We start from the raw sequence: 20,338 nt of genomic DNA, 5'->3' as shown, positions 1-20,338 counted from the left end.
CAGCGATCCGTCAACCCCTCGCCCATTCCCGGCCCACACTGCAAGATCGCCGCAACTCTTGAAGAGATGGTGTTTCGGGCCGTCGGGCCTTAGGACCAACTCTTGAAGAGTTGCGGCGATCTTGGTTACCCCACCCTGGAGTTAGCTGCAGGCCACACCGTTGAGCTTGAAGCCGGTCGGGATCGGGCTGGACGAGCCGCCACCGGTGAAGGCGGGGGTCGCGATGGCACCGGCGGCGAGATTGGGCGACCAGGTCGGCGCCTTCGCCGTGAACGCCGTACCACTCGCGGTCCAGGTCGCGTTCCAGCCGTTGACCAGCGTCACGCCGGAGGGCGCGGTGAAGGTCAGCGTCCAGTTGTTGATCGCGGTGGTGCCGGTGTTCTTCACCGTGACGGTCGCGTTGAACCCGCCGCCCCAGGCGCTGTCCACCTTGTAGGTCACCTGGCACGAACCGCTGCCACCGGGCGGCGGCGAGCTGGACGGGCTCGGCGAGGGCGACACCGACCGGCTGGGGGACGGCGATGCGGACGGGGAGCGGCTGGCCGAGGGTGAGATCGACGGGGACGCGGGCGGCGGCGAGTAGGGGCCGGCCGCGATCGCCAGGTCATAGGCGCGCTGAGCGACGAACTGCCCCGCACCGGCGATGCAGCCGTCCGCCTCGCCCGGCAGCTTGATCCAGAGGAACGCGTCGATCGCGGAGTCGCCGGTCGCGGTGGTGCTCGGCGTACCGATGGCACGGCCCGTGGGGTCGCACCACTCGCTGCCGAGCGGACCGTTGCCGTTGCGGCTGGTGTCGATGACGGCCTTCAGGTTCGAGTGCCCGGTCGCCGCTATGACCTGCTTGGCGTATGCGATCTCGGTCGACGAGTACCGGTAGTTGGAGACGTTGAGCGAGATGCCGTCGGCGCTGTTGGCGATGTCCGCCGCATTGAGTCGGGCGGCAGCCTCACCGGCGGCGAGCCAGCCGGAGTGACCGGCGTCGAAGTAGACCTTGGCGCTGCTGGAGCCCGCCTTCAGCTTCTTCCCCGCGTACGCCATGGAGGCCTTGGTGTCCGTCTGCTGCTGCGCGGTCATGCAGTTCGTCATGATCGGCAGTACGTCGGGTTCGAGGATGATCGTGGCCGGCTTGCCGCCGAGCCCCGCCGAGACCTCGTCGATCCAGGCCCGGTAGGCGGCGTGGCTGGGCGCGCCGCCGGTGCTCGCGCCGCTGCAGTCGCGGTTGGGGATGTTGTAGACGACGAGGATCGGGATCTTCCCCGCCGTCGCCGCCGCATTGACGAAGGAGCTGACCTCGCCGCGAACCGTCGAGGTGTTGGTCGTCGTATACCACCGGCCCTGCGGGACGCTCGCGACCCGATCCCGGATCACCGGAGTCTTCGAGTCCGACGGGTTGGCGGCGACCCACTTGGCCGCGTTGGTCTGCGGGTCCACATAGAACGCCGAGTCTGCGGCGCTGGCGGCGGGCACCGCGAGCAGGCCGACCGCGGCTGCGATCGCCGCGGTGCCGAGAGCGGCGACGAGCGGCGGGAGAACGGTTCTGGTGCGCATGCTCACTACCTTTCAAGCCGTGAAGGTGGCGCGACAGCGAACGTGGGAGCGTTCCCACGAACTGTAACGGCGATAGCGGGCTATGTGAATACCCTGTGTCCCTCGCGTTTCGACACGAATTTCGACGCCCGGTCCGCAGGGTCGAGCGGCCAGGTCCTCGGGGGCGCACGGCTAGGTCCGATTTCCGCTAGCCCGACGGCATCGTGCGAGGCAGACTCAAGGGATGGATCATTACCCCGCGATCAGCAGCCGGGATCGACGGTTCGACGGACGGTTCTGGTTCGGGGTCACCACCACCGGGATCTTCTGCCGTCCGAGCTGCCCCGCCCGCACACCCAAGCCCGCCAACGTGCGCTACTTCGCCAGCGCCGCGGCCGCCGCGAAGGCAGGGTTCCGGGCGTGCCGCAGGTGCCGCCCGGCGGCGATTCCCGGCTCGGCGCAGTGGGACTTCCGGGCCGACGTCACCGCCCGCGCGTTCCGGCTCATCGCCGACGGCGTCGTCGACCGCGACGGCGTGCCGGGCCTCGCCGACCGGGTCGGCTACACCGAGCGGCACCTGCACCGGCTGCTCGTCGACGAGTTCGGCGTCGGTCCGCTCGCCCTGGCCCGGATGCAGCGGGCGCAGACCGCGCGGACATTGATCGAGTCGACGTCCCTGGGGCTCACCGAGATCGCGTTCGCCGCCGGGTTCGGCAGCGTGCGCCAGTTCAACGACACCATCCGCGAGGTCTACGGCTGCGCCCCCTCGGAGCTGCGCCGGGACCCCGGCGGCAATGACGGCACGATCGAGTTGGAGCTGCCGTTCCGGCCGCCGCTGCACGACGCGTCGCTCTTCGAGTTCCTCGGCGCCCGCTCCGTCTCCGGCGTCGAGTCGGGCGACTCGGAGCACTACGAGCGGTCCCTGCGGCTGCCGCACGGCCGGGCCTCGGTCACGCTCCGCGCGGGCACCTCGACGATCCATGCCGCGCTGCGCCTCGCCGACCTGCGCGATCTCGCCCCGGCCGTGGCGCGCATCCGCCGCCTGCTCGACCTCGACGCGGACCCCGTCGCCGTCGACACCGCGCTCGCCGCAGACCCCGCGCTCGCGCCGCTGGTCCATGCCGAGCCGGGGGTACGCCTCCCGCGCGCCGTCGACGGCTTCGAAGCCGCCGTGCGTGCCATCGTGGGCCAGCAGGTGAGCGTGGCCGGCGCGCGTACCGTCCTGGGGCGGCTCGTCGCCGACGGCCTCTTCCCGAGCCCGGCCGAGGTGCTGGCGCTACCCGACGACGCGTTCTCGATGCCCACCAAGCGGCGCGAGACGCTCCGCACACTCGCCGAAGCCGTCCTCGGCGGCATGGCGCTGGACCCCGGTGCCGACCGCACCGCGACCCGCGAGGCCCTGCTGTCCCTGCCCGGCATCGGCCCCTGGACCGCCGACTACGTGGCACTGCGGGCGCTCGGCGACCCGGACATCTTCCTCCCCACCGACCTGGGCACACTGCGAGCTGCGGCGAAGCTCGGCCTGCCCGACACGCCGAAGGGGATCGCGGCGTACGCCGAGCGGTTCAGCCCCTGGCGGTCGTACGCGCAGATCAGGTTGTGGCGCCTCGCATGATCGCCGTTAACGCATGCCCGATCGGCTATGAACAAAGATCATAGAGATAGCCTACTAGACATGTAGGAAAAGTATGGTTAATCTCAAGGTCCGAGCTCACCCCGGCTGATCCACAGTGGAGGCGATTGTGACGATGCGTCGATGTCAACGCCCGTCCCACGCCTTCCGCCGACCGTCGCTGATTAGGAGCCGACCGATGTCCACTCTGACGCTGCCCGCCCTGACCACCACCCCTCGTCGATCAGCCGGAGAGGAACTGACCGTCACCGTGCGGCTCACCCTCGCCGGTCACGGAGCGCCCGATGCCGCAGAACGGCTCGTCGCAGCGCTCCACGCGGCGTCACTGCCCACCACCGTCATCGGCTCCGGCTGGCGCGACCCGGCACCCGTCGTCCCGCCGGTCGATGCCGACCTGGTGCTCGACACCAACCGGCGGACCGCGCGGCTGGCCGGCGAGCCGATCCGCTTCACCCGCCGTGAGTACGATCTGGTGCTCTTCCTCGCCGAGCACGCCGGATCCGTCTTCACCCGGCTCCAGCTCCTGCGCGCGGTCTGGGGCCACGAGTTCAGCGGCGAGCGGACCGTCGATGTCCACATCCGCCGGATCCGGGTCAAGCTCGGCTCCCTCGGCCCGCAGATCGCCACGGTCCACGGCTTCGGCTACCGCCTCGACGAGCCGCAGAAGGTCGCGGTCGTCTAGGTCCGCACGTCCCCTGACGCAACTCTTCAAGAGTTGTTGTTTTCCGCACTCGCGCTTAACAACAACTCTTGAAGAGTTGCGACGGAGGGGTTGAGCGTCCCCGCACTACTCTGGCGAGTGTGGAGACTGTTGCGATCATCGTGGTCTGCCTGGCCGTCGGCGGTGTGCTCGGCTGGTTCGTCGCCAACAGCCGCAGTGCCGCCGAAATCGCCCGCCTCTCGGCCACCCTGGAGATGACCCAGTCCGGCGAGGCCCGGCTGGAGCAGTCCATGCGGGCGCTGAGCTACGAGGCGACGATCCAGTCACATGAGGCGGTCACCCGAGCGGTCGCCCCGCTCCACGACACACTGCGGCGCTATGAGCAGCAGATCGGCGAGCTGGAGCGCGATCGCGTCGACGCTTACGCCAGTCTGCGTACGGAGCTGCAATCCGTCGCCTCCGTCTCGACACTGCTGAAGAACGAGACGAGCCAGCTCGTCGCCGCACTGCGCGCCCCTCAGGTACGCGGGCGCTGGGGCGAGCACCAGCTCCGCCGGATCATCGAGGCGGCCGGGATGCTGGAGCACTGCGACTTCTCCGAGCAGGTCACCGCCACGACCGACGCCGGGGTCGTCCGCCCCGACCTCGTGGTGCGGCTGCACGGCGGCCGGGAGGTCGTGGTCGACGCGAAGGCCCCGTTCGACGCCTACCTCTCGGCGATGGAGGCCCGCGACAGCCGCCAGCGCGACACGCATCTCGACTCGCACGCCAGGGCCCTGCGGTCGCACGTCGAGATCCTCGGTGCCAAGAACTACTGGATGGCGTTCACGCAGACACCGGAGTTCGTGGTGCTCTTCATCCCCGCCGACACGTTCCTCGACGCCGCACTGCAGCGGGATCCGTCGCTGCTGGAGTACGCCTTCGCCCGCAACGTGGTCCTCGCGACCCCGGCGACGCTGGTGGCGCTGCTGCGGACCGTCGCGTACTCCTGGCGGGCCGAAGCACTCGCGAGCAACGCGGCGGAGGTGCACCGGCTCGGCCGGGCGCTTTACGAGCGGATCGCCACGCTCGGCGACCACGTCGGCAAGCTCGGCGGGGCGCTGGGGAGCGCGGTCACGGCTTACAACAAGGCGGTGGGTTCGCTGGAGTCACGCGTGCTGGTCAGTGCCCGCCGCCTCGCCGAACTCGGCATCAGCGACGGTGACCTGGAGACGCCGCAGCAGCTGGAGATCGCACCCCGGCAGCCGCAGGCGCCCGAACTCACGCAGTGATCCTCAGCCTGCGGTGACGCCGGCTGCCTTCATGTCGCGCTTGAGGTCCTGCGGCAGGGAGAAGACGAGCCGCTCCTCGATCGCGTTGATCTCCTCGAGGTCGGCGAAGCCGCGCTCCGCGAGGAAGGCGACCACATCCTCGACCAGGTTCTCCGGGACGCTGGCGCCGGAGGAGAGGCCGACGGTGGTGGCGCCCTCCAGCCACTCCTCCTGGATCTCGTGGGCGAAGTCGACCAGGTATCCCGCACGGGAACCGGCGTCCTTGGCGACCTCGACGAGGCGGACCGAGTTGGAGGAGTTACGCGAGCCGACCACGATCATGACATCGCACTCGGGTGCGATCTGCTTCACGACCTGCTGGCGGTTCTGCGTGGCGTAGCAGATGTCGTCGCTCGGCGGGGACTGCAGCATCGGCAGCTTCTCCCGCAGCTTCGCGACGGTCGCGACGGTCTCGTCGACGCTCAGCGTGGTCTGCGAGAGCCAGACGACCTTGTTGGGGTCGCGCACGGTCACCTTGTCGACATCGCCCGGGCCGTCCACGAGCTGGATGCGGGCGGGAGCCTGGCCGGTCGTACCGATGACCTCCTCGTGCCCCTCGTGACCGATGAGCAGGATGTCGTAGTCGTCGGCGGCGAAGCGGCGGGCCTCGTGGTGGACCTTCGTCACCAGCGGGCAGGTCGCGTCGATCGCCCGCAGGCTGCGCTCCTTGGCCTGCTCGTAGACCTCGGGGGCGACACCGTGTGCCGAGAAGATGACCGTGGCGCCCTCGGGCACCTCGAAATTCTCCTCGACGAAGATCGCACCGGCCGCCTCCAGCGTGGCGACGACATGCTTGTTGTGCACGATCTCCTTGCGGACGTAGATCGGGGCACCATAGGTCTTGAGGGCCAGCTCGACCGTCTGCACAGCGCGGTCGACGCCGGCGCAGTAGCCACGGGGCTTGGCGAGCAGAACGCGCTTGCGAGGAGGAGTCACGACGTTATCGTACCCAGCCCCTAGGCTGAGCGCTGTGACGAGCAGCCCAGAGGAGCCATGGCCGGTACGCCGGGTCAGCCAGAGCATCGGCCAGTGGATCGGCAAGCTCGGCTCGCTCTGGGTCGACGCCCAGATCGCCCAGATCTCGCGCAGACCCGGTTCCAGCACGGTGTTTCTGACCCTGCGGGACCCCTCGGCCGACATCAGCCTCACCGCGACGGCCACCCGGGATGTCCTGGATTCGGGTGCTCCGGATCTGCAGGACGGCGCTCGCGTCGTGGTGCACGGGAAACCGGATTTTTACCCCGCTCGGGGGACACTCTCGCTGAGGATTGACGAGATCCGGCAGATCGGCGAGGGCGAGCTCAAGGCACAGATCGAGAAGCTGCGGCTGCAGTTGCAGGCCGAAGGGCTCTTCGACCCCCGCCGCAAGCGCCGGCCTCCGTTCCTGCCCAACCGGATCGGCCTGATCACCGGCCGGGCCAGCGCAGCCGAGCGCGACGTGCTCACCAACGCCAAGCGCCGCTGGCCCGCGATCGACTTCCGCGTGATCAACGTCGCTGTCCAGGGTGCGGGTTCCGTACCCGAGATCGTCACCGCGTTGAAGCAGCTCGACCTCGACGCCACGATCGACGTGATCATCCTCGCTCGCGGGGGCGGTTCGTTCGAGGATCTGCTGCCCTTCTCCAACGAGGCGCTCTGCCGAGCAGTCTTCGCCTGCTCGACGCCCGTCATCTCGGCGATCGGCCACGAACCCGACACCCCGCTCGTGGACTACGTCGCGGACCTGCGCGCCTCCACGCCCACCGATGCCGCCAAGCGGGTCGTGCCGGACGTGATGGAGGAGGTCAGGCTCATCGGCGTCGCCCGCGGCCGGCTCAACCGCGCCATCCGCAACCGGGTCGACCGCGAGCAGCAGCGCATCACCTCGATGCGGTCGCGACCCTCGCTGGCCCGGCCGCACGCGATGCTCGACCGGATGCAGGGCGAGGTCACCGCAATGGCGCAGCGCGCCCGGCGGCATCTCGATCACCGCCTGACCAGGGCCGATGGTGATCTCGCTCACGTGCTGGCTCGGCTACGGGCGCTCTCCCCCGCGGCGACGCTCGGCCGCGGCTACGCCATCGTGCAAGCCGACGACGGACGGGTGCTCCGCGATGCCGCGACGGTCGGCGCCGGAGACGCGCTGCGGGTCCGACTCGCCGAGGGCGAGCTTCGGGTTACGGTGTCCGAATGACCGCGACCGAATCCCTCTCCTACGAGCAGGCCCGCGCCGAGCTCGCCCAGGTGGTCGAGAAGCTGGAGGCGGGTGGCTCCACCTTGGAGGAGTCACTCGCCCTGTGGGAGCGCGGCGAGGAGCTCACCGCGATCTGCCAGCGCTGGCTCGACGCAGCCCGCGCCCGCCTCGACGCCGTCCACCCCCAGGCAAGCTAGACGCCGCCCACCCCACCTCCAGCCTCGCCGTGCCCCGGCACCCACCCGCACACCGCACGCCTCGCCCCGGCACCCACCCGCACACCGCACGCCGCACACCGCACGCCGGCACCCACCCGCACACCGCACGCCTCGCCCCGGCACCCACCCGCACGCCGCACACCGCACGCCGGCACCCACCCGCACACCGCATGCCTCGCCCCCGGCACCCACCCGCCCCGTGCACGCCGCGCCCAGGCACCCACCCGCACGCCGCGCCCAGCCCCACGCCGCGCCCAGCCCCACGCCGCGCCCAGCCCCACGCCGCGCCCAGCCACCACCCGCACGCTGTACGCCACGCCGCACGCCGTACCAGTGTCGCCGCGCCCACCCATCGCCTACGGCATGATCGTGTTGTTTCTCGGAAACTGCCCCCTCCGGCCCACCGCGAGGCCCTTATTTCCCGGAAATAGCGCGATCATCAGTTCCGGAAGCAGCGCGATCACCAGCCCTGCACACCCGCGCCTCAACTCTCCGCACTCCACCCGCGGACGCCCTGTGCCGCAGCCAGCTTGTACCCGGTCGACGTCTCCCGGCGATCCGCCACTGCGAGACCGACACCTCGCGTCCGCGCCTGCACGCACCCGCAGACGCTTCGCCTACACACGCACCCCGCACCCGCACCCGCACCCGCACCCGCACCCGCACCCGCATTAGCGAACGCCCCGAACCGCCGCCACACCAACCGTGACGTTGAGCGCTCGATTGATCGCGCCTTCTTTGGGGAAAACGGTGCGATCAAGGTGCTTGATCGCACCGTTTTCCCCAAAGAAGGTGCGATCAAGAGACACTGCGGGCTGGCGGAGGGCACGCAGCACGCAGAGGTCACGTCTGGTTTGGGGAAGCAGACGTGATCATGGCGCTATATCACGTCTGCTTCCCCAAACCAGACGTGATCACCCACCCCCGGCTACGCGCAGACGAACAGGCCAGGGCGCCGTCAGGGTTGTTTCACGAAATAGCACGCCAGCCAGCCGACCCGGCCAAGGCTGCGCGGGTGACGGCGAGCTACAGCAGGTGCTCCGCCAGCGCGACCAGGTCCGCCTGGGCCGCCCGGCCGCTGATCACTACCGTGACACCCTCACGCGTCAGGACCAGGGCGTTCTCCTTTTCGCGGCCGGTCCAGACCTGCCACTCGACGCCTTCCACGTTGACCGTGCCGGTCTGCTCACCGGCCGTGGTCAGCTCCTCGCGGGCCAGTCCGGGCCGCTTCGCCTCGACGAGCTGCAGCCCGTCCTCACCCCGCGTCAGGTAGCCCAGCCGCAGCGTGTTGGTCCGGCCGTCGAACCGGGCCGTCGCGACCTGCCAGCCCTCGGGGAGTTCCTGCGGGGTGAGCGAGAACCCGGCCTGCCCGGCCCTGGCGATCTCCTCGGTCGGATCGACCGTGACCGGTGCGTCCCCGCCGTGCAGCCCTCGGTAGAAGATCATGATCAAGATGACCGGAACGATGAGCACGAGCAGCGAGAGGGCCATATCCTTCGGAGTACGCCCACCGCGCTTGTCGGTCACAGTGTCAGCCGAAGCCACAGTGTCAGCCGAAGCCACATCAGCCGAGGCCACAGCATCAGTCGAGGCCATACCGTCAGCCGAGGCCGCAGCGTCGGGCGAGGTCACGGGGGTCTGCGTCACGTCGGCCAGTATCCCCCAAGGCCCCTGAATGAGCGTTAACGCGGTCGACATGCCAGGATGCGATCATCCCCACATCCCCTGCTACGGACCCAACCGACCCCGCAACCGACCCCGCAACGAAGCGAGGAGTGCAACCGATGGCCGGCACGCGTACGCCACAAGATCTTGACCGTAACCTGGCACTCGACCTTGTCAGAGTGACCGAGGCCGCCGCGATGTCGGCCGGCCGCTGGGTAGGCAGAGGCGACAAGGAAGGCGGCGACGGCGCAGCCGTCGACGCGATGCGCAAGCTGATCAACTCGATCCCGATGCGCGGTGTCGTCGTCATCGGCGAGGGCGAGAAGGACAATGCGCCGATGCTCTACAACGGGGAGTTGGTCGGCGACGGCACGGGCCCCGAGGTGGACGTGGCGGTGGACCCGGTCGACGGCACGACGCTGATGAGCAAGGGCATGCCCAACGCGCTCGCTGTGCTCGCGGTCGCCGAGCGGGGCGCGATGTTCGACCCGAGCGCCGTCTTCTACATGGAGAAGCTCGTCGTCGGACCCGAGTGCGCAGACGTGATCGACATCGAGGCCGGTGTCGCGGAGAACCTGCGCCGGATCGCCAAGGTCAAGAACTCCGACGTCTCCGATGTCACGGTCTGCATCCTCGACCGACCCCGCCACTCGGAACTCGTCGCCGAGATCCGGGCGACCGGTGCCCGGATCAACTTCATCACCGACGGCGACATCGCCGGTGCGATCGCCGCCGCCCGTGACGGTTCCGATGTGGACGTGCTGATGGGCATCGGCGGTACGCCGGAGGGCATCATCGCCGCGTGCGCCATGAAGTGCCTGGGTGGCGCGATTCAGGCGAAGCTGTGGCCGCGCGACGCCGCCGAACGGGAGAAGGCGCTGGCGGCGGGGCATGACCTCGACCGGGTGCTGCACACCAACGATCTCGTCCGCGGCGACAACGCCTTCTTCGTCGCGACCGGCGTCACCTCGGGCGACCTGGTCCGGGGCGTGCGTTACCGCTCGGGAACGGCATATACCCAGTCGCTGGTGATGCGGTCGAAGTCCGGCACGATCCGCGTGATCGACAGCTATCACCGCCTGGAGAAGCTCAACCTCTACTCTGTGGTCGACTTCGACGGCCGCCCGCTCTGACCTCGACCGTGATCGACTAACCTCGGGTTACGTGACCGGATCAAGAACGCGCACTCTGGGGATCTTCGCCGCCTTCCTCGGCGGGATCGGTGCCGCGGTGCAGGCCCGGATCAACGGTGAGCTGGGCGCACGGCTCAACGACGGCATCGCGGCCGCGGTCATCTCCTTCGGCTCCGGCCTGGTGCTGCTGACGATCGCGGTGCTCGCCCTCCCCGCCGGGCGGGCGGGTCTCGGGCTCGTCGCCGCGAAGCTGCGCGACGGTCGGATGCGCGCCTGGGAGTGCCTCGGCGGTGCCTGTGGTGCGCTGCTCGTGGCGAGCCAGGGCCTCACCGTCGCGACGCTCGGGGTCGCGACCTTCACCGTCGCCGTCGTCGCGGGCCAGACCGGCAGCGGGCTCGCCGTCGACCGCGCCGGGATCGGGCCGGGCGGGGTTCGCCCCATCACGACACAGCGCGCGCTGGGTGCCGCGCTGACGGTGGTCGCCGTGCTCATCGCGGTGAGCAACCATCTCGGCGCCCCCGGTTCGCTGCTGCTGGCGATCCTGCCGCTCGTCGCCGGCGCCGGGATGGCGTGGCAGGCCGCGGCCAACGGGCGGGTCCGGGCAGCGTCCGGCGGCGTCCTGCCGACCACGTTCATCAACTTCGCGGTGGGTACGACAGCCCTGCTGCTCGCCTTCGCCGTGTCACTCGCCGTTCGGGGGGTGCCGACGGGCTCCCTGCCGACCGAACTCTGGCTCTACCTGGGTGGCATCCTCGGAGTCGGCTTCATCGCGATGGCGGCGGCGGTCGTGCGGCACATCGGGGTGCTGCTGCTGGGGCTGGGCATGATCGCCGGCCAGGTCTCCGGAGCGCTCATCCTCGACCAGTTCGCCCCGGGCAGGGCCGGACAGCCGAGCGCGTCAACGCTGCTGGGTGCGGCGTTGACGCTGGTGGCGGTGGCTATCGCGGGGCGGAGCGGTAAAGCTCGGCCGTCTTCCTGAGCGACTCGTCGAGCGGTGTCGGCGCGATGCCGAAGGTGCGCTCGGTGTGCGACGAGTCGAGGATGAAGGGGCGCTGGAACTGGTACTGCATCTCCCGCATCGCCCGCGCCATCGGCACGACGATCCCCGCCGACCACAGCACCGGGCGAGGCACCTCGCGAACGGTGGGCCGGGGTGCGCCGATGAGTTCGTTGGCCCGCTCGGCGGCGGCCCGCATCGAGATCGCGGGCGCGGTCGGCGCGTGCCAGGCGTGGCCCCAGGCCGACTCCGTGGCGGCCGCGATGACGAGGGCGTTGGCCGCGTCGCCGATCGTGGTCCAGCTGTGCGGCTGGCCGGGGTCGCCGAGGGCGTATCCGGTCCTGCCGTTGGCGGTGCGGGTCAGCACGACATCGCCGAGGAACCCGTTGACCCGGTAGCCCAGGTAGTCGCTGGCCCGGACCTCGGTGGCGCGGATCCGGCCGGCCTGGTGCAGCGCGAGCGCGTCGTGCCACATCTTCGCCCGGATGCCGCCCTTGACCGTGGTCGCGACCAGCGGCATCTCCTCGGTCATCGGCACGGTGACCGGGCCGTAGCCGTAGAGGCAGGACATCGTCGCGAGCACCGCACCGGAGGACTCGGCGGCGCTCAGCAGCGCGGCTGCGAGTGGTGGCCAGATCTCCGGCCAGGTGTGGTACTGCGGGGGGTTGGCGCAGTTGTAGAGCGCATCGGCACCGGCTGCGTGCCTGCTCAGCACCGCGGCGTCGGACGCGTTGGCGGCGACGGCGGTGGCACCGGCGACCTGGGTGCCGCGCCGGGTGACGACCGAGACGTCGTGGCCGGCGGTGACGAGAAGTCCCGCGACGGCGGTGCCGATCGGTCCGGCGCCGACGACAACGTGCTTGCCCATGGTGATCTCCCTGATTCTGTCCGCATCCACGGTGCGGCTCTCCGATTTGAGAGCACCGCTCTCGTTCTAGAACTACATTCTCATGAGCGTCGCTTCCCGTCAAGAGCACCGCTCTGATAATCTTCGGTCATGTCTGCACCAGGGATAAGAGCCCGCGTCCGCGCCGAGATGATCGACGAGATCAAGGCGGTCGCCACGAAGCACCTCCACTCCGACGGCGCCAACCTCTCGCTCCGGGCGGTCGCCCGCGATCTCGGGATGGTCTCGTCGGCGGTCTACCGGTATTTCGCCAGCCGCGACGACCTGCTCACCGCATTGATCATCGATGCATACAACGAGCTCGCCGACGCGGTGGACACCGCCGTGGATGCCTTGCCGCACAGCGACTTCCGGGGACGGTGGCTCGCCCTGGGCTCGGCGACGAGGGCCTGGGCCGTCGCCAAACCGGCCGAGTACGCGCTGCTGTTCGGCTCACCCGTGCCGGGCTACAAGGCGCCGGCGGAGACGATCGAACCGGGGGTCCGCCCGGTGCGTACCTTCATCAAGATCTTGGTGGACGCCGCCGAGGCCGGAGCGCTGCGACCCACACCGGGCGAGCGGCTGCCGCGCCCGACCCGCGACGCGATGGCCTTCATCCGCACCGACCTCGGCGTGGACCTGGCCGAGCCGATGATCTTCCGGGCGGTGACGTGTTACTCGCAGCTCATGGGCTCGATCAGCTTCGAGCTGTGGGGCCGTTACGGCGCGGACTTCCCCAACCAGGGCGCGATCCTCGACCACCAGCTCACCGAACTGGCGGATTACCTGGGACTGCGCTAGTCGGCGGTCCCGCCGCTGCTGTGGCCGGGGAAGAGGTGCGCATCGGGGTTGATGATGACCGCGGCGTTGTTGACCGCCGTGGCCGCCTCGCCGAAGCCGGTCGCGATCAGCCGCACCTTGCCCGGGTACTCCACGATGTCGCCGGCCGCGAAGATCCGCTGCAGGTTCGTCGCCATGGTGGAGTCGACGAGGATGTGCCGCTTGTCGAGGGCGAGCCCCCACTCGGCGATCGGGCCCAGGTCGGCGGTGAAGCCGAGCGCGGCGACGATCGTCTGGACCGGGATCGACTCGGCGACCCCGCCCTTCGGCGTCACCTCCACGGCCTCCACAGTGGCACCGCCGAGGATCTTGCTGACCTCGGCGTTGACGATGATGCGGACCGGCAGGGTCTTCACCCTGTCGATGGTCGCGGCGTGCGCGCGGAACTTGTCGCGGCGGTGCACCAGCGTGACGCTCTTGGCGATGTCGGCGAGCGCGAGCGCCCAGTCGAAGGCCGAGTCGCCACCGCCGACGATCACCACGTCGTGGCCGGCCAGATCGGCGAGGCGCGGCACGAAGAAGACGATGCCCGAGCCGGTGAAGTCCGCCGCAGCGGGCAGTGGGCGCGGGGTGAACGACCCCATCCCGCCCGTGATCAGCACCGAGCCGCAGCGGAAGCGCTCGCCGTTGGTGAGCGTGAGCTCGGGCAGACCGTCGACGTAGGTGATCGTCTCCGCCCGCGTGCCGAGCTGGTACTCCGGGTGGAAGGCGGCGGCCTGCTCGACGAGGTTGGCGACGAGCTCGCGGCCGCGGATGGCGGGGAAGCCCGCCACGTCGAAGATCAGCTTCTCCGGGTACATCGCCGTGACCTGGCCGCCGGGCTCCGGGAGCGCATCGACGACGACGGTGCTGAGGCCGCGGAAACCCGCGTAGTAGGCGGCGAAGAGCCCCGTGGGGCCCGCCCCGATGACCGCCACATCGATCTCACGCATGCCCCACCATAAGGCTCCTGGAGCCGTCAGGAAAGGTCCTCAACGGCCGCTCGAATGGCGGCCGCGAAGTGCGACACCTGGGTGTAGACGCCCGGGTACTGTCTGCGCGCGCAGCCGACACCCCAGCTGACGATGCCGACCTGCACATAACCGCTGGCGGTCGCGTGGACCATCGGCCCGCCCGAATCACCCTGACAGGTGTCCTTGCCGCCGTTGCCCGCGCAGAGCATGTCACCGGGCACGAAGGAATAACCGGCCTTCCGGTACGCCGACCCGCAACTCCCGTCCGAGACGAACGGCACCGTGGCGACCCGGAGGAAGCGCTGCTGCCGCATCGAGCCCTCGCTGGTGGAGCCCCAGCCCATCACGGTGAACGTGCCGCTGTCGTAACCCGTGCCGGAGGCGATCGACAGGGTCGGCAGCGGCAGCTCCTCGCGCAGGCGGATGACGGCCCAGTCATCGCCGAGCGTCACGTCGTCGAAGCCGGGTGCCCGCTTGAGCGACGCCCCGCGTACCACATGGATGTTCGGGTCGTCGAGGTCGGCGGAGCCGGCCAGGACCGTGATCGACGATGCGCTGGAGCCGACGCAGTGCGCGGCCGTGAGGACGAAGCCGGGCTTGATCAGCGAACCGCCACAGCCGGTGGAGAGGTGGACCATCCACGGGTAGGCGTGTGCACCGGCCTGCGTGCCGCCCACCACCTCGATGCGATTGTCCGGCGTGGCGGGGCCGGCCGTCGATTCGGTCCATGCCGCCGTGGCGAGCACTACCGCGATCCCAACCGTCCCCGCCCGCACCACACGCCACAGCCGCATCGCTACCCCCTTGGATCACCTGGGGTCAGCGTAACGGTCATATAGGAGGTTTAAGGACGTTTTAGTACCAACCCACATCCTCGGAGTGCTGCCAGGCCTTGCACGGCGTCTTGTAGCGGCCCTTGATGTAGCCGAGGCCCCACTTGATCTGCGTGGCCGGGTTGGTCTTCCAGTCCGCGCCGGCCGACTTCATCTTGTCGCCGGGGAGCGCCTGCGGGATGCCGAAGGCGCCGGAGCCCTCGTTGTAGGCCTTGTAGTTCCAGCCGCTCTCGCGCTTCCAGAGCTTGTCGAGGCACGGCATCTGGTCGAGCCCGAAGCCGGCCTTGAGCAGCAGCGCACAACCGGTCGCGCGAGCGCCCTTGTACGCGTTGCAGGAGGCCGGGATCGGCCCGTAGACGGGCGGCTTCGTCGGTGTGGTCGAGCCGCCGGTGTTGCGGGCGGCACCACGCCGGCTCGCCTCGTCGTTCGCAGCCTTCACTCGGGCAGCGGCGAGTGCCGCTGCCGCGGCGGCCTGCGCTCTGGCGGCCTCGGCGAGCTTCTCCCGTTCCACAGCGGAGTCGCGCACGCCCTGCTTGGCCAGCTCCACCTCGGCTGCGGTGAGCTCGCTGCCGAAAACGGCGGTCACCGGACGGTCCGGCTGGTCGAGATATAGTCCGGCGCCGATGCCACTGGCGAGTACGGCGATCGCGAGGGCGCGAATGCCTAATCGACCGAGGGATGGTCTCGTCACGGGGGGTAATCCCTTCGTCGGAGGCCGTGGCGCGACGAAGATCGACCTCTAACGACGGTCTCCGTTGGCCACAGTCTGGGGGTGACCCCGACTACCCTGCCTAGCCATCCGGCGCCGTGCATCCCTCGGGCGGGCGACTGTGGCAGCTGTCACGCCACAAATCGCCCGCAATCCGGACGAGGGGTAAGGCTATTGGGGGATGTCCTCCAACAGGTCGGTGACCATCTCCGCGATCGGAGATCGCTCGGAACGGGTCAGCGTCACGTGCGCGAAGAGCGGGTGACCCTTAAATGCTTCGATGACCGCGGTGACTCCGTCGTGACGCCCCACGCGCAGATTGTCACGCTGAGCAACATCGTGGGTCAGCACGACCCGTGATCCCTGACCGATCCGCGAGAGCACGGTCAGCAGGACGTTACGCTCCAACGACTGCGCCTCATCGACGATGACGAACGCGTCGTGCAGGCTCCGGCCCCGGATGTGGGTGAGCGGCAGGACCTCGATCAGGCCGCGTGCCATCACCTCGTCCAGGACGTTGTCGTGCACGACCGCGCCGAGCGTGTCGAAGACCGCCTGCGCCCAGGGCGACATCTTCTCGGCCTCGCTGCCGGGCAGGTAGCCCAGCTCCTGGCCGCCGACGGCGTAGAGCGGGCGGAACACGATCACCTTGCGGTGCTTGCGCCGCTCCATCACCTGCTCCAGACCGGCGCAGAGCGCCAGCGCCGACTTGCCCGTGCCGGCTCGGCCGCCCAGCGAGACGATGCCCACCGAGTCGTCGAGGAGCAGGTCGAGGGCGATGCGCTGCTCGGCGGAGCGGCCATGCAGGCCGAACGCCTCGCGGTCGCCCCGGACCAGCCGGGTGGTCTTGTCGGCCTGCACCCGCCCGAGCGCGGAGGCCCGGCCGGTGCTGAGCACGAGTCCAGTGTGGACAGGGAGCCCCGCCGCACCGTCCAGATCTATGGATTCACCGTTGTAGAGCGCCTGCAGATCGTCATCACCGATCCCCACCTCCACCAGCCCGGACCAGGTCGGATCGGCCGCCTGACCGTGCCGGTACTCGTCGGCGGGCAGGCCGACGGCCGCCGCCTTCACCCGCAGTGGCATGTCCTTGCTCACGAGCGTCACCCGGAGCCCGTCCGCGGCGAGCCCGAGGGCGACCGCGAGGATCCTGGTGTCATTCGAGCCGTTGCGCAGCCCTATCGGCAGGCTCGCCGAGTCGGAGTGGTTGAGCTCGACCCGCAACGTGCCGCCCGCATCGTTGATGCGTATCGGCTCGTCCAATCGTCCATGCCGGACACGGAGCTCGTCGAGACGCCGGAGCGCCTCACGTGCGAACCAGCCCAGTTCCGGGTGATGCCGCTTGCCCTCAAGCTCGCTGATGACCACGAGTGGAAGGACGACCTCGTGCTCGGCGAAGCGGAAAGCCGCCGCCGGGTCAGCGAGCAGGACCGAGGTGTCCAGGACGAAGGTGTGTCTGGGTTCGTCGTGTGATGACTGAGTCGCAGAGGCAACCATGATTCAAAGTAGCTGGCTCTGCACACCTTCGCCTAGAGCCACGCTGATATGTCTTTATTGATGCTTATTGGCCGAAACGTCGCTGTCGGTGGGCATATGCTCGAAGTGCCCGAAGGAAATCGACATGCCGGAAATCAGGCCAGTTGGCATCGCAGAAGTAGAACTCCGAGTGCGCCGACTGCCACAGCAGGAATCCGGAGAGCCGCTGCTCACCACTGGTACGGATGATCAGATCGGGATCCGGCTGGCCCCTCGTGTATAGATGCTCGGCGATGTGCTCGACGTCGAGGACCTCCACGAGCTCCTCGATCGTGCCGCCCGATTTCGCATGCTCCTGAAGAAGCGACCGGACCGCGTCGGCGATCTCCCGCCGCCCGCCGTAGCCCACGGCGATGTTGACCTGAGCGCCCTCGATCCGATCCGCCGTGCGCTCCTCGGCACCCTTGAGGGCGGCCGCGTTGGAGGAGGGCAGCAGGTCGAGCGCGCCGACCATCCGCAACCGCCAGGGGTTTCCCTCCTCGGCGAGCTCGGTCGCGAGGTTTTCGATGATCTGGAGCAGCGGATCGAGCTCGGCGGCCGGCCGGCGCAGGTTGTCGGTCGCGAGCAGATAGAGCGTGACGTGCTTGATCCCCGCCTCGTCACACCAGTTGAGCATGTCGATCACGCGGCGGGCACCGACCCGGTGGCCGTCGTTGGGGTCGACATAACCCATCTCCCGAGCCCAGCGCCGGTTGCCGTCACACATGACGCCGACGTGCTTGGGACGCGCTTTGCCCGCGAGCTTCGCGGTGAGCCGCCGCTCGTACACCGAATAGACCAGGTCACGCACGTTCATCCACCGCAGGATAGACCTAATCCCGATCCGGTGTTAGCGCGGTTGCCAGGCGTCGGGTGCTTCGGTCAACGCGACGATGCTCCGGGGGATCTCGCCCCTGACCAGTTGATCTAGGCTGACCTCATCGACGACCCCGCGAACGGCGGCGCGAACAGCCACCCAGAGCGTCGGCAGGTGCTCCGCCGTGCCGGTGTAGGCCGTCTGCTCCGGCCGGTGGCCCCTGACGCCGGCCAGCGGCCCGTCGACGGCCCGCAGGATCATCCCGACGGTCACCTCGGCCGGCGGGCGGGTCAGGCAGTAGCCGCCCTCCGCACCCCGGATGGCGAGCACCACCCCGCCCCGACGCAGATCGGCGAGGATCGCCTCGAGAAATTTGCGCGGCAGCGCCTGCGCATCAGCCAGTGCCTGGGCAGACAGAGTCGTCGGATAGGCCGACGCCAACTCGCACGCCGCCCGGACCGCATAATCCCCACGCGCGGATACCTGCACGTGGGGATTATGCGCTATCCAGCGCAGGGATCAACGCTTGCTACCGGACATTTCGTGTCCAGGGCACGGTCGGATAAGTCACTCGACGCCCAGGCGGGCTTTCAGAGCGTCGAGTTCGGCCCAGAGAACGCCCGGCAGCTTGTCACCGAACTTCTCGAACCACTCGGTGACCTGCGGGATCTCGGCACGCCACTCGTCGTTGTCGACCGCGAGCACCGCTCGCACCTGCTCGGGGGTGATCTCCAGCCCGTCGAGGTCGAGCGACTCCGGCGTCGGCACGTAGCCGATCGGGGTGTCGACCGCCGCCGCGGTGCCCTCCAGCCGCTCGATGACCCACTTGAGCACGCGGGAGTTCTCGCCGTATCCCGGCCAGAGGAAGCCGCCGTCGGCATCGCGGCGGAACCAGTTGACATAGAAGATCTTGGGGAGCAGTGCGGACTGCCCGGCACCGTCCCCGGCACCCTTGCCCATCTCGATCCAGTGCCGGAAGTAGTCACCGGCGTTGTAGCCGATGAAGGGCAGCATCGCCATCGGGTCGCGGCGGACGACGCCGACCTGGCCCACGGCGGCGGCCGTCGTCTCCGACGAGAGCGTGGCGCCCATGTAGACACCGTGCACCCAGTCGCGCGCCTCGGTGACGAGCGGGATCGTGGTCTTGCGGCGGCCGCCGAAGAGGATCGCGTCGATCGGCACGCCGCGCGGGTCGTCGTATGCGTCGGAGAGGATCGGGCACTGCTTGATCGGGGTGCAGAAACGCGAGTTGGCGTGGCTGGAGAGCTCGTCCGAGTCGGGGGTCCAGTCGTTGCCCTTCCAGTCGGTGAGGTGCGCGGGCGGCTCGCCCATCCCCTCCCACCAGACGTCGCCGTCGTCGGTCCGGGCGACGTTGGTGAAGAGCGAATTGCCCTTCGCGAGGGTACGCATCGCGTTGGGATTGGTCCGCCAGTCCGTGCCGGGCGCCACGCCGAAGAGGCCGAACTCGGGGTTGACGGCGTAGAGCCGGCCGTCGGAACCGAAGCGCATCCAGGCGATGTCGTCGCCGAGCGTCTCGACCTTCCACCCCGGAATCGTCGGCTCCAGCATGGCGAGGTTGGTCTTGCCGCACGCCGACGGGAAGGCACCCGTCACGTGATAGACCCGGCCCTGCGGGCTGGTGAGGCGCAGGATCAGCATGTGCTCGGCGAGCCAGCCCTCGTCGCGGCCCATCACCGAGCCGATGCGCAGGGAGTAGCACTTCTTGCCGAGCAGCGAGTTGCCGCCGTAGCCCGAGCCGAACGACCAGATCAGCCGCTCCTCCGGGAAGTGCGAGATGTACTTCGTCGGCGAGCAGGGCCAGGCCACGTCTGCCTCGCCCGCCCGCAGCGGCGCGCCCACGGAGTGCAGGGCCGGCACGAAGTCCGCGTCGTCGCCCATCGCCTCCAGAACGTGAGAGCCCATCCGCGTCATGATTCGCATGGAGATGACGACATATGCCGAGTCGGTGATCTCGACGCCGAACATCGGGTTCTCGGCCTCGATCGGTCCCATGCAGAATGGCACGACATAGAGCGTGCGACCGGCCATCGAACCCCGGTAGAGCTCGGTCATCAGCCGCTTCATCTCGGCCGGCGCCATCCAGTTGTTGGTCGGACCGGCGTCGTCCTCATCCACCGAGCAGATGTAGGTGCGCTCCTCGACACGGGCGACATCGGACGGATCGGTCCGGGCCCAGAACGAGTTGGGCCGCTTCTCCGCGTCGAGCGGCACCAGCGAACCACCGGCGACGAGTTCGCTGGTCAGACGCGTCCACTCCGCCTCGGATCCGTCGCACCAGACGATGCTATCCGGAGTCGTGAGTTCGGCGACTTCGCGGACCCAGGCGAGCAGTTTCGGATGGGTGGTCGGGGCCTGTTCCAGACCCATGATGACGGTCGGCGCGGTCATGACTGGCTCCTATGTGGTCGGCGTTGACCGGGTAGAGGCTTAACGTTTCCTCAGCGTAA

19 protein-coding genes are annotated in these 20,338 nt (G+C 69.2%); 8 read left to right on the top strand and 11 right to left on the bottom strand.

Annotated features, from left to right (window positions below; all coding sequences use genetic code 11):
- Positions 1 to 141: 141 nt before the first annotated feature.
- Positions 142 to 1,548, bottom strand: a complete 1,407-nt coding sequence (locus tag F4553_RS25065; RefSeq protein WP_184839862.1) for a glycoside hydrolase family 6 protein — start codon at positions 1,546 to 1,548, stop codon at positions 142 to 144.
- A gap of 223 nt (positions 1,549 to 1,771) precedes the next feature.
- On the opposite strand from F4553_RS25065, the gene F4553_RS25060 reads away from it, so the two are divergent.
- From F4553_RS25060 to F4553_RS25050, 3 genes are all read left to right on the top strand, one after another.
- Positions 1,772 to 3,142 carry an AlkA N-terminal domain-containing protein gene (locus tag F4553_RS25060; RefSeq protein ID WP_184839860.1) on the top strand — a complete coding sequence of 457 codons (1,371 nt, stop codon included), beginning with the start codon at positions 1,772 to 1,774 and terminating at the stop codon, positions 3,140 to 3,142.
- Positions 3,143 to 3,338: 196 nt separating this feature from the next.
- A complete protein-coding gene (locus F4553_RS25055) occupies positions 3,339 to 3,842 on the top strand; it encodes a winged helix-turn-helix domain-containing protein (protein ID WP_246466525.1) in 504 nt (167 codons plus the stop codon).
- 110 nt (positions 3,843 to 3,952) lie between these two features.
- Entirely contained in the window at positions 3,953 to 5,092 is a 1,140-nt protein-coding gene (locus F4553_RS25050; RefSeq protein ID WP_184841205.1) for a DNA recombination protein RmuC, read from the top strand.
- Positions 5,093 to 5,095: 3 nt separating this feature from the next.
- On the opposite strand, the gene F4553_RS25045 is transcribed toward F4553_RS25050, so the two are convergent.
- Entirely contained in the window at positions 5,096 to 6,154 is a 1,059-nt protein-coding gene (locus F4553_RS25045; RefSeq protein ID WP_184839858.1) for a 4-hydroxy-3-methylbut-2-enyl diphosphate reductase, read from the bottom strand.
- On the opposite strand from F4553_RS25045, the gene xseA reads away from it, so the two are divergent.
- Together xseA and F4553_RS25035 are read left to right on the top strand one after the other, a co-directional pair.
- On the top strand, positions 6,093 to 7,304 hold the full coding sequence (xseA, locus tag F4553_RS25040) for an exodeoxyribonuclease VII large subunit (protein WP_184841203.1): 1,212 nt from the start codon (positions 6,093 to 6,095) through the stop codon (positions 7,302 to 7,304). The genes F4553_RS25045 and xseA overlap by 62 nt on opposite strands.
- Positions 7,301 to 7,501, top strand: a complete 201-nt coding sequence (locus F4553_RS25035; RefSeq protein ID WP_184839856.1) for an exodeoxyribonuclease VII small subunit — start codon at positions 7,301 to 7,303, stop codon at positions 7,499 to 7,501. The genes xseA and F4553_RS25035 overlap by 4 nt, the downstream gene beginning before the upstream one ends.
- A gap of 1,047 nt (positions 7,502 to 8,548) precedes the next feature.
- Here F4553_RS25035 and F4553_RS25030 read toward each other — a convergent pair.
- On the bottom strand, positions 8,549 to 9,049 hold the full coding sequence (locus tag F4553_RS25030; RefSeq protein ID WP_184839854.1) for a DUF4245 domain-containing protein: 501 nt from the start codon (positions 9,047 to 9,049) through the stop codon (positions 8,549 to 8,551).
- A gap of 257 nt (positions 9,050 to 9,306) precedes the next feature.
- Here F4553_RS25030 and glpX point away from each other — a divergent pair, with 257 nt between their 5' ends.
- Both glpX and F4553_RS25020 read left to right on the top strand, forming a co-directional pair.
- The gene (gene glpX / locus F4553_RS25025; RefSeq protein ID WP_184839852.1) at positions 9,307 to 10,320 is read left to right on the top strand and encodes a class II fructose-bisphosphatase; all 1,014 of its coding nucleotides are present in this window, start codon (positions 9,307 to 9,309) and stop codon (positions 10,318 to 10,320) included.
- Between the two features lie 31 nt (positions 10,321 to 10,351).
- Entirely contained in the window at positions 10,352 to 11,299 is a 948-nt protein-coding gene (locus F4553_RS25020; RefSeq protein ID WP_312875343.1) for a DMT family transporter, read from the top strand.
- Here the strand turns inward: F4553_RS25020 and F4553_RS25015 are convergent.
- A complete protein-coding gene (locus tag F4553_RS25015) occupies positions 11,259 to 12,185 on the bottom strand; it encodes an NAD-dependent epimerase/dehydratase family protein (protein ID WP_184839850.1) in 927 nt (308 codons plus the stop codon). The genes F4553_RS25020 and F4553_RS25015 overlap by 41 nt on opposite strands.
- Before the next feature lie 129 nt (positions 12,186 to 12,314).
- On the opposite strand from F4553_RS25015, the gene F4553_RS25010 reads away from it, so the two are divergent.
- Positions 12,315 to 13,004, top strand: a complete 690-nt coding sequence (locus F4553_RS25010; protein WP_184839848.1) for a TetR/AcrR family transcriptional regulator — start codon at positions 12,315 to 12,317, stop codon at positions 13,002 to 13,004.
- On the opposite strand, the gene F4553_RS25005 is transcribed toward F4553_RS25010, so the two are convergent.
- From F4553_RS25005 to F4553_RS24975, 7 genes are all read right to left on the bottom strand, one after another.
- The gene (locus tag F4553_RS25005) at positions 13,001 to 13,975 is read right to left on the bottom strand and encodes an NAD(P)/FAD-dependent oxidoreductase (protein WP_184839846.1); all 975 of its coding nucleotides are present in this window, start codon (positions 13,973 to 13,975) and stop codon (positions 13,001 to 13,003) included. The two genes, F4553_RS25010 and F4553_RS25005, sit on opposite strands and share 4 nt — an antisense overlap.
- A 26-nt stretch (positions 13,976 to 14,001) precedes the next feature.
- Positions 14,002 to 14,790 carry a S1 family peptidase gene (locus F4553_RS25000; RefSeq protein WP_184839844.1) on the bottom strand — a complete coding sequence of 263 codons (789 nt, stop codon included), beginning with the start codon at positions 14,788 to 14,790 and terminating at the stop codon, positions 14,002 to 14,004.
- Positions 14,791 to 14,851: 61 nt separating this feature from the next.
- The gene (locus F4553_RS24995) at positions 14,852 to 15,520 is read right to left on the bottom strand and encodes an aggregation-promoting factor C-terminal-like domain-containing protein (RefSeq protein ID WP_184839842.1); all 669 of its coding nucleotides are present in this window, start codon (positions 15,518 to 15,520) and stop codon (positions 14,852 to 14,854) included.
- Between the two features lie 189 nt (positions 15,521 to 15,709).
- Positions 15,710 to 17,035 carry an RNA 5'-3' helicase PhoH2 gene (gene phoH2 / locus F4553_RS24990; protein ID WP_184839840.1) on the bottom strand — a complete coding sequence of 442 codons (1,326 nt, stop codon included), beginning with the start codon at positions 17,033 to 17,035 and terminating at the stop codon, positions 15,710 to 15,712.
- A gap of 64 nt (positions 17,036 to 17,099) precedes the next feature.
- Positions 17,100 to 17,870, bottom strand: coding sequence for an isoprenyl transferase (locus F4553_RS24985; RefSeq protein ID WP_184839838.1), 771 nt, complete (start codon positions 17,868 to 17,870; stop codon positions 17,100 to 17,102).
- A 33-nt stretch (positions 17,871 to 17,903) separates the two neighbouring features.
- On the bottom strand, positions 17,904 to 18,359 hold the full coding sequence (locus F4553_RS24980; RefSeq protein WP_184839836.1) for an RrF2 family transcriptional regulator: 456 nt from the start codon (positions 18,357 to 18,359) through the stop codon (positions 17,904 to 17,906).
- Positions 18,360 to 18,437: 78 nt separating this feature from the next.
- Positions 18,438 to 20,279, bottom strand: a complete 1,842-nt coding sequence (locus F4553_RS24975; protein ID WP_184839834.1) for a phosphoenolpyruvate carboxykinase (GTP) — start codon at positions 20,277 to 20,279, stop codon at positions 18,438 to 18,440.
- Positions 20,280 to 20,338 lie beyond the last annotated feature (59 nt).

The sequence above is a fragment of the Allocatelliglobosispora scoriae genome, assembly GCF_014204945.1.
Taxonomy (GTDB): domain Bacteria; phylum Actinomycetota; class Actinomycetes; order Mycobacteriales; family Micromonosporaceae; genus Allocatelliglobosispora; species Allocatelliglobosispora scoriae.
This window is presented reverse-complemented; position numbering and strand designations above follow the sequence as displayed.

What these genes read in the sequence shown, in the direction of transcription:
- glpX (WP_184839852.1), top strand. Translation starts at nt 9,307, where the DNA reads ATGGCCGGCACGCGTACGCCACAAGATCTTGACCGTAACCTGGCACTC.
- phoH2 (WP_184839840.1), bottom strand. Translation starts at nt 17,035, where the DNA reads ATGGTTGCCTCTGCGACTCAGTCATCACACGACGAACCCAGACACACC.
- F4553_RS24975 (WP_184839834.1), bottom strand. Translation starts at nt 20,279, where the DNA reads ATGACCGCGCCGACCGTCATCATGGGTCTGGAACAGGCCCCGACCACC.
- F4553_RS25010 (WP_184839848.1), top strand. Translation starts at nt 12,315, where the DNA reads ATGTCTGCACCAGGGATAAGAGCCCGCGTCCGCGCCGAGATGATCGAC.
- F4553_RS25065 (WP_184839862.1), bottom strand. Translation starts at nt 1,548, where the DNA reads ATGCGCACCAGAACCGTTCTCCCGCCGCTCGTCGCCGCTCTCGGCACC.
- F4553_RS25000 (WP_184839844.1), bottom strand. Translation starts at nt 14,790, where the DNA reads ATGCGGCTGTGGCGTGTGGTGCGGGCGGGGACGGTTGGGATCGCGGTA.
- F4553_RS25005 (WP_184839846.1), bottom strand. Translation starts at nt 13,975, where the DNA reads ATGCGTGAGATCGATGTGGCGGTCATCGGGGCGGGCCCCACGGGGCTC.
- F4553_RS24985 (WP_184839838.1), bottom strand. Translation starts at nt 17,870, where the DNA reads ATGAACGTGCGTGACCTGGTCTATTCGGTGTACGAGCGGCGGCTCACC.
- F4553_RS25015 (WP_184839850.1), bottom strand. Translation starts at nt 12,185, where the DNA reads ATGGGCAAGCACGTTGTCGTCGGCGCCGGACCGATCGGCACCGCCGTC.
- F4553_RS25060 (WP_184839860.1), top strand. Translation starts at nt 1,772, where the DNA reads ATGGATCATTACCCCGCGATCAGCAGCCGGGATCGACGGTTCGACGGA.
- F4553_RS25035 (WP_184839856.1), top strand. Translation starts at nt 7,301, where the DNA reads ATGACCGCGACCGAATCCCTCTCCTACGAGCAGGCCCGCGCCGAGCTC.
- F4553_RS25055 (WP_246466525.1), top strand. Translation starts at nt 3,339, where the DNA reads ATGTCCACTCTGACGCTGCCCGCCCTGACCACCACCCCTCGTCGATCA.
- F4553_RS25045 (WP_184839858.1), bottom strand. Translation starts at nt 6,154, where the DNA reads ATGCTCTGGCTGACCCGGCGTACCGGCCATGGCTCCTCTGGGCTGCTC.